This window comes from Ulvibacterium sp., from assembly GCF_965248315.1.
Taxonomy (GTDB): Bacteria; Bacteroidota; Bacteroidia; order Flavobacteriales; family Flavobacteriaceae; genus Ulvibacterium.
In genome coordinates, this window is the sequence record NZ_CBDFIX010000002.1 from 2,270,448 (window position 1) to 2,283,054 (window position 12,607).

Sequence of the window (12,607 nt, forward strand, 5' to 3'; positions counted from 1 at the left end):
CCCATGAACATAAATCTCAAAAAATATCTGAACGAACCGGTAGAGGCCGCCCCTTTGGCGGTCTTTCGCATTATGTTCGGGCTTATGATGTTTTTAAGTATTGTACGCTTTTGGAGTTACGGCTGGATTGACAAGCTTTATGTCGATCCTCAATTTTTCTTCTCCTATTATGGCTTTGAATGGATAAAACCTCTGGGTGGATATACATATTTTTTATTTGCCCTATGTGGGTTGTCCGCCATTTTGGTAGCATTGGGGTACAAATATCGGTGGGCCATTGGAATTTTTTTCCTAAGCTTTACGTATATAGAATTAATGGATAAGACCACCTATCTTAATCATTACTATTTCATAAGTGCTCTCAGTTTTTTGATGTTCTTCCTTCCGGCCAATGCCTACTTTTCTTTGGATGCCTTACGGAACAAAAGTGAACAATATCAGCATGTACCTGCTTGGACCATAAATAGTATAAAACTTCTTTTGGCCATGGTCTATTTCTATGCGGGGCTCGCCAAATTAAATTCGGATTGGATGTTGGAGGCCTTGCCCCTCAAGATATGGTTGCCTGCTAAATTTAGTATTCCGTTGTTAGGCAATTTGGTGCACCAGGAATGGTTGGCCTATGCATTTAGTTGGGGCGGGGCATTATATGACCTGGCCATTCCATTCTTACTATTGTATCGGAGAACAAGAATAATGGCTTTCATATTGGTCATTTTCTTTCATGTGGTGACACGTATTTTGTTCCCTATTGGCATGTTTCCCTATATCATGATCGTATCCACTTTAATATTTTTTGACGCAAGTCTGCACAAACGGATTTTATCTGTTTTAAACCGATTATTGCGAATAGGAAAGGAGCATTTCAATACTGGGAAAACATGGAGTCACAATTCCGTAGTATTGAAAAAATTGACCTCAGGAGTACTTATTCTTTTTTTTGGGTTCCAATTGCTTTTTCCCTTTCGTTATACCTTATATCCCGGTGAACTGTTCTGGACAGAGGAAGGGTATCGTTTTTCATGGCGAGTGATGTTGATGGAAAAGTCCGGTTATGCCCAGTTCAAAGTGGTTGATGGCGAAAATGGCCGTTGGTTCTATGTGGACAACACTGATTTTTTGACGCCATTCCAAGAGAAGCAAATGGCCTTTCAACCGGATTTCATTTTGGAATATGCCCACCATCTGAAGCAGCATTACGAGAAAGAAGGATTACGGAACATAGAGATTTATGTAGAAAGTCAGGTTGCCCTTAATGGTCGTTTGAGCAAACCTTTCATTGATCCCAAAGTTGATTTAACCAAACAAAAGGATTCGTTTAAACATAAAAGTTGGATTTTACCTTTTACAGATGACATTAAAGGAATTTAGCATCTTCATGGCATTGGTCTTTTCTTTGTCATTTGGTACCGCGCAACACACCCTGTCGGGTAAAGTAACCAATATCGATAACAAAGCAATCTCGGATGTTGAGGTATATCTTACCGAATTGGAGCGTTTGGCAAAAACCGATACCCAAGGGTTTTATACTTTTATGGATGTCCCTACCGGAGATTACAAACTTATACTATTTGGCTATGGATTCCGGGTTTTGGAGAAAACGGTCACTATTTCCGGGAATACCACGTTGAACCTAAAGTTGGAATCTTTGGGAGAGCAACTTTCCGAAGTGGTAATTACCCAGCAAAGGGAGCGGATTTTTGCCCTAAAACAATTGAAGAAAGTAGAGGGCACGGCCATTTATGCCGGAAAGAAAAGTGAGGTAGTGCTCTTGGACAATATCACTGGAAATCTGGCGGCCAATAATCCCAGGCAAATCTACAATCAAGTGGTTGGTCTCAATATTTATGACTATGGCGATGCCGGGCTACAACTGAATATAGGGGGTAGGGGATTGGATCCCAATCGCACGGCCAACTTCAATGTGCGTCAAAATGGATATGATATTAGTGCTGATGCCCTAGGTTACCCGGAAAGTTATTATACCCCACCAGCCGAGGCCTTACGGGAAATTCAAGTAGTACGAGGTGCGGCTTCATTGCAATATGGGCCACAATTTGGTGGACTTATCAATTTTAAGTTCAAACAACCGAATCCAAATAAAAAAATAGAATGGGTATCCCGGCAAACCTTAGGTTCCTTTGATTTATTAACAAGCTTCAATAGCCTAAGCGGCACGCTGGGCAAGTTTTCATATTATACTTATTTCAACTACAAGGAAGGTAATGGATTTAGGCCCAACTCCAATTTTAATAGTAGAAACTACTTTGGACATTTCGGATATCAACTTACCCGGAAAACTAAGCTAACCTTTGAAGCGACCCTTTTAAACTATTTGGCAAAGCAACCGGGCGGATTGACCGATGCTCAATTTTTGGAAGATCCTACTTTTAGCAATCGTAATCGGAACTGGTTCAATGTAGACTGGAAATTGTTCTCGTTACGTTTAGACCATGCATTTTCAGTGAACACGGATTTTAGTCTAAATCTATTCACTTTAGATGCCTCAAGAAAGGCATTGGGTTTTAGAACCAATCGGGTTTCGCAGGATGATGATTTAAACGAACCCAGGGAATTGTTGGTCGATAATTTTAATAACTGGGGCGCGGAAACGCGATTGTTGACGAGATATCGTGTGGGCACCAAGGACGCCGTTTTCCTAATAGGTTCCAAGTATTACCAGTCCAATAATGATCAGAGGCAGGGACCCGGAAGTATTGCAGATACGGCGGATTTCACTTTTGCGGAAACCGACTTTCCAAATTATGAGAGACAATCACAATTTGATTTTCCCAATCTAAACCTGGTTCTTTTTGGAGAGAATATATTCAACCTGTCCAAAAGATTTTCACTTACCCCAGGCTTTAGATACGAGTATATTAAAACAGAAAGTGAGGGTAGCTTCAGGAATATTGTATTGGATTTGGCAGGTAACCCCATATTAAATGAAGAGGTGCCGGATAACCGGACTTTTGAGCGTGGTTTTTTACTGTTGGGGCTTGGGGCAGCGTACAAACTTTCTCCGTCCATGGAATTCTATGCCAACTTTTCACAGAATTACAGGTCAGTTACGTTCAATGACATTCGAATCGTAAATCCTTCATTTCAAGTAGACGAGAACATTACGGATGAAGATGGATTTACTGCTGATTTAGGAGCTCGAGGTAGGTGGAAGGACAACCTGTCCTATGATTTAAGCGTTTTCGGTTTACTTTACGACAATAGACTTGGTGAGATTCAAGATGTTGATCCTACAGATGATTCGGTGTTTCGAAGAAGAGGCAATATTGGTACGGCATTCATATATGGCTTTGAAAGTTTTATGGATTGGAACCTCAAAAATTGGATAGCTCCTTCCAGAGAAAAAATAAAATTGAATTACTTTATGAACTTGGCCCTGACAGATTCCGAATACACAAAGTCTGATCAGAATAATGTACAAGGTAAAAAGGTGGAGTTTATTCCCCAGTTCAACATAAAAACTGGCCTTAACTTTGGTTACGGAAATCTATTGGGAAGCTTACAGTATACTTATATTTCCGAACAGTTTACAGATGCGACCAATGCAGAACCCCTTTTTGGAAATGAACCTGGTGCCGGTGTGGTTGGGACTATCCCTGCTTATGATATACTAGATTTTTCGCTCTCGTATACGTATAGGAAATGGAGATTGGAAGCCGGTATCAACAATGTTTTGGATAATAGCTATTTTACCAGAAGGGCCACAGGATACCCAGGCCCAGGAATAATTCCGGCGGAGCCAAGAACCTTTTATACCACCCTGCAATTGAAGCTATAAATTGTCCTCTCAAGATCATTTAATATCTAAAGTAAAGTCTGGCGACATAATTTATAGTATGTCTATATGGATTTGAAAGGCCCCGGAATAGGAAAACCTTGATGCTTTATAAAGTTTAAAAGGATATTTTCGTAAATATTGGGGAATAGGTAGGTAGCAATTTATTCATTACATTTGCACGCAATTAATCCTTAATTGCCATGCAAGCCCACCACAATAAAATTCTAGGAGAAGGTCTTACTTACGATGATGTACTGTTGGTTCCTGCCTATTCTGAAGTACTTCCAAGGGAAGTGAATATCCAGACCAAATTCACAAGGAATATCACTATTAATGTTCCCATAGTATCCGCTGCCATGGACACGGTTACAGAAAGCCGAATGGCTATTGCCATTGCCCAGGAAGGGGGTATAGGGGTTCTGCATAAGAACATGACCATTGAACAACAGGCTATGAAGGTCCGCAAGGTGAAACGGGCCGAAAGTGGGATGATATTAGATCCCGTTACCTTGCCTTCGGATGCCTTGGTAAAGGACGCCAAAGCCAATATGCGGGAGTTTAGTATTGGAGGTATTCCTATAGTGGACAATTCCGGAAAGTTGATAGGTATCGTTACCAATAGGGATTTGCGTTTTGAGAAGAACAATGATAGGCCCATTTCGGAAGTTATGACCTCCGAAAATTTGGTCACCGTTGGTGAAGGCACATCCCTTGCACAGGCGGAGGACATTCTTCAGGAGAATAAAATAGAGAAACTGCCCGTGGTGGATAAGGATTATAAGCTTGTAGGGCTTATTACCTTTAGGGATATCACAAAACTTACCCAAAAGCCCATAGCCAATAAGGACAAATATGGAAGATTACGGGTTGCTGCCGCGCTTGGTGTTACCCCAGATGCCGTAGATAGGGCAGAGGCCTTGGTCAATGCGGGAGTCGATGCCATAGTTATAGATACTGCCCATGGTCATACCCAGGGTGTAGTCACCATACTGCAGAAGGTCAAAAAGAAATTTCCGGATTTAGAGACTATTGTTGGCAATATAGCTACAGGTGAGGCAGCCAAGTATTTGGTGGATGCGGGTGCGGACGCAGTAAAAGTAGGTATTGGACCTGGATCCATTTGTACTACTCGAGTTGTGGCAGGTGTTGGTTTTCCCCAGTTTTCGGCTGTATTGGAGGTCGCTTCGGCCATAAAAGGAAGTGGGGTTCCGGTAATTGCCGACGGAGGAATACGATATACTGGAGATATTCCCAAGGCTATTGCGGCCGGTGCGGATACCGTTATGCTCGGTTCACTTTTGGCCGGTACAAAGGAATCACCCGGAGAGACCATTATTTATGAGGGTAGAAAGTTTAAATCTTACCGCGGAATGGGTTCGGTGGAGGCTATGCGAGAAGGTAGCAAGGACCGTTATTTCCAGGATGTGGAGGATGATATCAAAAAATTGGTTCCTGAAGGTATTGTCGGCCGGGTGCCCTATAAAGGCGAACTGTTTGAAAGTATCCATCAGTTTGTAGGTGGCCTTCGCGCAGGAATGGGTTATTGCGGTGCAAAGGACATTGCTACTTTACAGGAATCGGGGCGCTTTGTTAAAATTACGGCAAGCGGTATTAACGAGAGTCACCCGCATGATGTGACCATCACCAAGGAATCTCCCAATTACAGTAGATAGGCTAAGCAGTTTATTGGTATATTTATGGTACAACTTGCAAATTAAGCAAGTTGTGCATTTATAGATATCTCAATAACTCATGAAATCCAGCGACGGACCATCCAAAAAAACATCAAAATCCAGACGGGAATTTTTGACTTCGGCCATGGCCCTTAGCAGCATCCCCCTATTTCCTTACTCCTTAAATATGGCCAACGAATCGATTTTAGGTTTACCTACCAAAGAAAGTATACTTAAAACAGATGGAAATAAGAGTATTATTGGGGCATATGGAAATTGGGCAACTTCATTAGTGTCCAATCCCCCTGATCTTTCGTTTAGGCATGAAAAATGGAACCATATTGACCAGTGGCAGCCAAAAGCATTGGAAAAAACAAAGGAATTGGTATCAGTTCCCAGTGTTGAAAAAAGTCCATTGAATGTTACCGTAAAAGCAAGTTATGAGTATGATGGTCTACTGGTTGAGGAGTTACAATGGCAACTTCCTTATGGCAATCCCACAAGAGCTATTTTACTTAAGCCAAAAGACACTACTGAATCATTGCCCGCAGTTTTAGGCCTTCATGACCATGGAGGGCAAAAATATTTTGGAAAAAGAAAGATCATCAAAACCTCGGATGAGGTACATCCCATGATTGTAGAGCATCAAAAGGACTCCTACTCCGGTTTGGCTTGGGCCAATGAATTGGCTAAAAGGGGCTATGTGGTACTGGTTCATGACACCTTTACTTTTGGTTCAAGAAGGGTCAAATACGGCAATGTTGATGGCATTACCTGGGGTCATTGTAGGATTGATGATAAAACAGATCAAAACCCAGAGGATTCCGAGAAAATCAAGATATATAATGAATGGGCTGCAGAACACGAGCATATTATGTCGAAATCCCTTTTTTGTGGGGGAACCACATGGCCGGGCGTGACTTTACTAGAAGATCAAATAGCGTTGGATATTCTATGTGACCGACCTGACGTGGACAAAGAAAGGGTAGGTTGTTGTGGTCTCTCCGGAGGAGGTCTTCGGACGGATTACCTTGGGGGTTTGGACCATAGGATTCAATGTGCCATCAGCGTAGGGTTTATGTCTACCTGGAATGACTTTTTATTGAATAAATCTTTTACGCATACTTGGATGACCTATGTTCCCCTCTTGCCAAAGTTTTTGGATTTCCCTGAAATTTTGGGGCTCCGGGTACCTTTACCGACCATGGTCATGAGTAATAATGAAGACCAACTGTATACCTTACCGGAAATGAAAAAGGCCGATGCTATTTTACAAGAGGTTTATAAAAAAGCGGGAGCCTCCGACCGGTATAGCGGTAAATTCTATCCTGGGGGGCATAAATTTGATGTAGCCATGCAAGACGACGCATTTAACTGGTTCGATCGGTGGTTGAAGTAGTTTACGGAAAATCAGTTTTGAAGGAGGGTACTTAAGTTTGTCTTAGAATTATTAATTGGACCCGATTTCTATTTCTATAGTATAGAGTTTGCTTTCCTCCATCGTGTATTCAAATTGCTTTTGGATTTCGCCATCCTTCGAGACAACCAATGAAGCTCCTATACACCACCAGCCTTTCCATTCCCCATCCTTGACAAGTCCGGTATTGCTCACTCCGATGACCGGAATATGATGTTTTTGGGCAATTTCCATATAGGACTCTTTCCAAATATTCCCATATGGTGTTTTTTCATTGTCATAATCAGGGGGTACGGCCCAACTACATGGAGAAAGTATAATATCCGCTCCCATGTATCCAAGGGCATGCCCTAGTTCATTGGTAGCCGGAGAATTGTCGGCGCAAATATTCATACCCACCATCCCTAAATCTGTAGGGGTTACGGTACAACTGGTCCCTGGAGTATAGATGTGTTGGGCGATATCCAAAATATTGATTTTTCTATGTTTTCCTAAAATCTTTCCGGTTGGTGAAATTAAGAGGGCCGTATTATGGATTTTATCCCCGTTCCGTTCCGTGAGTCCGGCAATAACATAAATTTTATTTTTCTTTGCGGCCTCCTGCAAGATTTTACTGTGGGCTCCCGGAATGGCATGCGCTCCTTCAATAGCTAAGGAATTTGTCCAACCAAAATCCAAGCATTCCGGTAAAACGACAACATCACATGATTTTTTAGATGCTTCCTTAATAAAAAGAGCGGCATTTTTTAAGTTTACCTCAGGATTTCCTCCTTCCACATGCATTTGCCCTATACCAACATTTAATGTCTCTGTTTTAGCTATGGATTGGGCCATAAGGGTGTGATTTAATGTGGATAAAACTACTGAAGAAAGGAAAAAGGCAAAATGCACTGTTTGTATTGCATGGTAGATTTTCATGATAATTGGCTATATAGAACAAAAAAGGGATACACCAATGTACAACAATTTTGGTTTTGGATACTCCAATGCATCCAACCTTATGCCGTAATTCCAATACAGCACTGCCAATTAATAAAGTTAAAGAAGAAAAACGGTGTTACCCAAAGGTTTTATTTTCCTTTACCCGTGTACGCCTGCCAATCCTTTTCCTTGTATATATCATCCCCGAAGTATTTGGCAATATTTAGAAATGGTTTCGGCTTTTGATATCCTGGCAAGGGAGACAACATATTCATTTCCTCGTCCAGGAAAATGGTAGTGGGGTAGCTTAAGCGACCTTGCATAAGCGCGGCAGCGAATTCATGGTAACCTTTTCTTCCAGAAGGTACAAATTTGTAGGTTTTGCCTTTGTATTCAATAGGGTCCTTGCCTTCGCCATCCAATTTTACCATATAAAAATTCTCGGACATATATGTGGCCACTTCGGGATTTTGAAAGGTGTCCTTGTCCATTTTTTTGCACCAACCGCACCAATCCGTATAAATATCCACAAATACCTTCTTGGGATTTTCTTCGTTCATGGCCAGGGTAGTTGCCTCTTCCCAAGTAAGCCATTCTACTTTTTGGGCATAAGTATTTACTGAAACCAATGCTATAGATAAAAGGGAAATGAATCTGATGATTGCCGTCCTACTCTTGATCATGATATATTTTTTTGAACTATTAGTCCAATTACTATACCAAAGCTAACGAAAATTGAGCACTTTTATTTCGCGGTTACCTTTTCCCTTTGGGAGGTAAACAGATTCTTTACATCTACCTGGTTCTTTATAAGATCTTCAAAAGTTTCGCGTTCCCGAATCAAAATAGCCTTTCCCTTGTGCCATAATACTTCTGGTGGCCTAAATCTGGAATTGTAGTTGCTGGCCATAGTAAAGCAATAGGCTCCCGCGTTACGGAAACAAAGAACATCCCCTTCCGAAATCTCATTGATTCTTCGGTTGCTTCCAAAAGTATCCGTTTCGCAAATATAGCCTACTATGGAGTAGTAGCGTTCCTTTCCCTTAGGGTTCGATATGTTGATTACTTCATGATTGGATCCATAAAACATGGGCCTTATAAGATGATTGAATCCTGAATCTATACTGGCGAATACCGTAGAAGTAGTTTGTTTTACGACGTTTACCTTTGCCAAGAAGAAACCGGCCTCACTGACCAAAAACTTTCCTGGCTCAAAGGCCAAAGTCAATTCTTTGCCATATTCCTTGCAAAAGGTATTAAAACGAGAACCCAGTTTTTTGCCAAGTTCCTCAACATTCGTCTCTATATCACCCTCTTTGTACGGTACTTTAAAACCGCTTCCAAAGTCAATAAAATCCAAATTTTTGAAATTCTTTGCGGTCTCAAATAGAATTTCCGAGGCATAAAGAAATACATCGATATCCAAAATGTCACTTCCTGTGTGCATATGAATACCATTGATATTCATATGGGTAAGCTCAACTATTCGCAACAGATGGGGAATCTGATGGATGCTGATACCGAATTTTGAGTCGATATGACCCACTGAAATCTTTGAGTTCCCACCGGCCATTACATGGGGGTTGATACGGATACATACCGGAATATCGGGATGCTTGCTACCAAACTGTTCTAAAATGGACAGGTTGTCTATATTTATCCGAACTCCCAGTGCCGCTGCTTCTTCTATTTCTTCCAAGGAAACTCCATTCGGCGTAAAAATGATGGATTCCGGTTTAAACCCTGCCAATAAACCCAATTTCACTTCCTGAATGGAAACCGTATCCAAGCCACTGCCCAAGCTGTTCATCAATTTTAAAATGGTAATGTTGGACAACGCTTTGGCGGCGTAGTTCAGTTTCAACTTTTTAACACTCCCAAAAGCACGGGTCAACCTTTGGAATTGGGAAGTTATTTTTTCAGAATCATATACATAAACCGGGTCGCCATAGGTTTTTGCTATTTTAAGCAGGTCGCGGTGCTCCATAATACTTTGTAATTTGAGACAAAACTAAAGTGTTAGGACCGTATGCGCAAAAAAAAACCTTCATAATTAAAAAATACAACAATTTGTTATTTTTAAAACAATATTTGCTGCTTTCTTCCTTTGCCATTACGTTATTTGAATTGTACTTTTAGGAAGAATTCCAAAAATAGAATAACTCATACGTTTACTCCAATCTACATAGCCGTCCTTTAGCATGGTTTCCCAAAAAAATTGGAAAAGCAGGCAGGATGAATATGAAGGTCCAAACGAAAAGCCCATATAATAGAATGAAATTACCATTGTTTCCTTTACAGTCTGTTTTTTTTCCCGGGGAGACCGTACCCCTACATATTTTTGAGGAGCGCTACAAACAGTTGATAAATGATTGTAGAAAAGAGGCCATTACTTTTGGTATTCCTGTATACATATATGATGGGCTTACCTATGGTACCGAAGTACAGCTGGTGGAAGTTGTTACCACATATGAGGGAGGTGAAATGGACGTGGTCTGCGTTGCCAGGCAGGTTTTTAAGATCCTTACTTTTGACAATGAAATTGATGGGAAATCGTATGCGGGAGGCATCGTCCAATTTTTGGATAATGTAAATGACGCCGACCGGGCAATGAAGCAGGAGGTATTAAATGGCATTGAAGAACTTTACGGTCTTATGGGGGTCCCGTATTCTTCCATACCCTTGGAGAAATTCAACAGCTACATATTGGCACATAAAATGGGATTGTCCTTTGAACAAGAATTTGAATTGTTGCAAATGTCCAAGGAAAGTGAACGACTATCATTTATTAAGGCCCATTTGTTGGCTACAGTGAGTGTTTTAAAAGAGGTGGACAGAACCAAACGCACTATAGAGATGAATGGGGATTTTAGAAACTTCGACCCCTTGGATTTCAAGGATTTTAAAATATAGGAAATTGTATAACAAAGTTAATGGATATAGGTTTATTTTGATTAGGGTAATTAACCTTCGTTTCCTATTTTTGCTGCCGAACCTAAAGACGTTTCGCATATGAATCTTCACGAGTATCAGGGAAAAGAGATTTTGGCAAGCTTCGGTGTACGCATACAAAAAGGTATCGTGGCCCATAATTCCAAAGAAGCCGTTGAAGCCGCAAAGCAGCTCACTACGGAGACTGGTACCAGTTGGCACGTAATCAAGGCCCAGGTGCATGCCGGGGGTAGAGGAAAGGGCGGTGGAGTTAAATTGGCCAAAAACTTGAAAGAAGTAGAAGAATTGGCGGGCCAGATAATCGGGATGAACCTGATCACTCCCCAAACTTCGGCAGAAGGAAAGAAAGTACACCAAGTACTTGTTGCCGAAGACGTATATTACCCTGGTGATAGCGAGACTAGTGAATTTTATATGTCCGTTCTGCTCAATAGAGGTACGGGTAGAAACATGATCATGTACTCTACCGAAGGAGGTATGGATATTGAAGAGGTGGCCGACAAGACCCCGCATTTGATATTTACCGAGGAAATTGACCCGGCTACGGGACTTCTTCCTTTTCAAGCCAGAAAAGTGGCTTTTAACCTCGGACTTTCAGGAATGGCTTTTAAGGAGATGACCAAGTTTGTCACATCATTGTACAAGGCCTACGAACAGAGTGATGCTAGCTTGTTCGAAATCAACCCCGTACTAAAAACTTCGGATGATAAAATTATGGCCGTGGACGCCAAAGTGTCCATTGACGACAATGCCCTTTATCGCAGAAAGCAGTACGCGGAAATGCGAGATCTTAGAGAAGAAAACCCTATTGAGGTAGAGGCAAGAGCCGTTGGTCTTAACTATGTGGACCTGGATGGCAATGTGGGTTGTATGGTCAACGGTGCCGGTTTGGCAATGGCAACTATGGATCTTATTAAGATGGCAGGTGGGGAACCGGCCAACTTTTTGGATGTTGGAGGAACTGCGGATGCCAAAAGAGTAGAGGAAGCTTTCAGGATTATTCTAAAGGATTCAGCGGTAAAAGCCATATTGATCAATATTTTTGGCGGAATTGTTCGCTGTGACCGGGTTGCGCAAGGGGTGGTGGATGCCTATAAAAATATGGGAGATGCCATTAAGGTGCCTATCATAGTTCGTTTGCAAGGTACCAATGCAGAACTTGCAAAGGAAATCATTGATAATTCCGGACTTGCCGTCCACTCTGCGGTACAATTTCAGGAAGCTGCGGATAAGGTGGAAGAGGTATTGAAGTAATCCAATGATTTAATTACGGAATATTTAGAGCCGCTTCTTCGCGGCTTTTTTTATTCCTATAAACAAGGTTTCACAGGTTTTTCAACACAATCCCTTACCCTTAAAAATCATTCTCTTTTTGTTGGCGAAAATATTAAAGATTGATTAAAATTTTGTTAATCAATGATTTTGCTGTAACACTTTAGGTGTTTTGTGAGTCTTTTTAATAATTCATCAATTTATTAATCAAAAAACCAAGTGTCATGAGAAAAATTAGTTTAGTATTCGTAGCTGCAATGTTATTGTCCACAGGAAGCATTTTTGCCAATGGCCCAAAGGAGACCGATCCTACACAGTCCATTAAAGCCCAAGTGCAGAAACTTTTAAAAGGGTATACTTTAGAACCCACTGAAAAGGATTTGACAGCTACCATCCTATTTACGGTAAACAAGGAAAATGAATTCGTGGTCTTGTCCGTAGAGACCGAAGACAAAGTATTGGAGTATTTTGTCAAGACCAGGTTAAACTACCACAAGGTCGACTCAAAAGAGATTCCTGAAGGTAGAAGATATACTATTCCCGTTAAGATTGTAAGTTAAGGAGCCTATAAAA

Annotated in this window: 10 protein-coding genes; 7 read left to right on the forward strand and 3 right to left on the reverse strand. The window is 41.2% G+C overall.

Annotated features, from left to right (window positions below):
* Window positions 1-3 precede the first annotated feature (3 nt).
* The 4 genes from ACP2AF_RS11405 (at window position 4) to ACP2AF_RS11420 (ending at window position 6,871) form a co-directional block, all read left to right on the forward strand.
* The gene (locus ACP2AF_RS11405) at window positions 4-1,371 is read left to right on the forward strand and encodes an HTTM domain-containing protein (RefSeq protein WP_425236280.1); all 1,368 of its coding nucleotides are present in this window, start codon (window positions 4-6) and stop codon (window positions 1,369-1,371) included.
* On the forward strand, window positions 1,352-3,799 hold the full coding sequence (locus ACP2AF_RS11410) for a TonB-dependent receptor domain-containing protein (protein WP_425236281.1): 2,448 nt from the start codon (window positions 1,352-1,354) through the stop codon (window positions 3,797-3,799). Before ACP2AF_RS11405 ends, ACP2AF_RS11410 begins: the two co-directional genes overlap by 20 nt.
* 200 nt (window positions 3,800-3,999) lie before the next feature.
* Window positions 4,000-5,472 (forward strand): IMP dehydrogenase, encoded by a 1,473-nt coding sequence (gene guaB, locus ACP2AF_RS11415; RefSeq protein WP_425236282.1) that lies wholly within the window; start codon window positions 4,000-4,002, stop codon window positions 5,470-5,472.
* Between the two features lie 79 nt (window positions 5,473-5,551).
* Entirely contained in the window at window positions 5,552-6,871 is a 1,320-nt protein-coding gene (locus ACP2AF_RS11420) for a hypothetical protein (protein ID WP_425236283.1), read from the forward strand.
* A 51-nt stretch (window positions 6,872-6,922) separates the two neighbouring features.
* Here ACP2AF_RS11420 and ACP2AF_RS11425 read toward each other — a convergent pair whose 3' ends face one another.
* The 3 genes from ACP2AF_RS11425 to lysA all read right to left on the reverse strand — a co-directional run bounded on the left by ACP2AF_RS11425 (window position 6,923) and on the right by lysA (window position 9,797).
* Window positions 6,923-7,807, reverse strand: a complete 885-nt coding sequence (locus ACP2AF_RS11425; protein WP_425236284.1) for a carbon-nitrogen hydrolase family protein — start codon at window positions 7,805-7,807, stop codon at window positions 6,923-6,925.
* A gap of 152 nt (window positions 7,808-7,959) precedes the next feature.
* The gene (locus ACP2AF_RS11430; RefSeq protein ID WP_425236285.1) at window positions 7,960-8,493 is read right to left on the reverse strand and encodes a thioredoxin family protein; all 534 of its coding nucleotides are present in this window, start codon (window positions 8,491-8,493) and stop codon (window positions 7,960-7,962) included.
* 62 nt (window positions 8,494-8,555) lie between these two features.
* Window positions 8,556-9,797 carry a diaminopimelate decarboxylase gene (gene lysA, locus ACP2AF_RS11435; RefSeq protein ID WP_425236286.1) on the reverse strand — a complete coding sequence of 414 codons (1,242 nt, stop codon included), beginning with the start codon at window positions 9,795-9,797 and terminating at the stop codon, window positions 8,556-8,558.
* A 287-nt stretch (window positions 9,798-10,084) separates the two neighbouring features.
* Here lysA and ACP2AF_RS11440 point away from each other — a divergent pair, with 287 nt between their 5' ends.
* The 3 genes from ACP2AF_RS11440 to ACP2AF_RS11450 all read left to right on the forward strand — a co-directional run bounded on the left by ACP2AF_RS11440 (window position 10,085) and on the right by ACP2AF_RS11450 (window position 12,594).
* Window positions 10,085-10,723, forward strand: coding sequence for an LON peptidase substrate-binding domain-containing protein (locus tag ACP2AF_RS11440; RefSeq protein WP_425236287.1), 639 nt, complete (start codon window positions 10,085-10,087; stop codon window positions 10,721-10,723).
* Window positions 10,724-10,822: 99 nt separating this feature from the next.
* Window positions 10,823-12,016, forward strand: a complete 1,194-nt coding sequence (sucC, locus tag ACP2AF_RS11445; protein WP_425236288.1) for an ADP-forming succinate--CoA ligase subunit beta — start codon at window positions 10,823-10,825, stop codon at window positions 12,014-12,016.
* Window positions 12,017-12,258: 242 nt separating this feature from the next.
* A complete protein-coding gene (locus ACP2AF_RS11450) occupies window positions 12,259-12,594 on the forward strand; it encodes a hypothetical protein (protein WP_425236289.1) in 336 nt (111 codons plus the stop codon).
* Window positions 12,595-12,607: the final 13 nt, after the last annotated feature.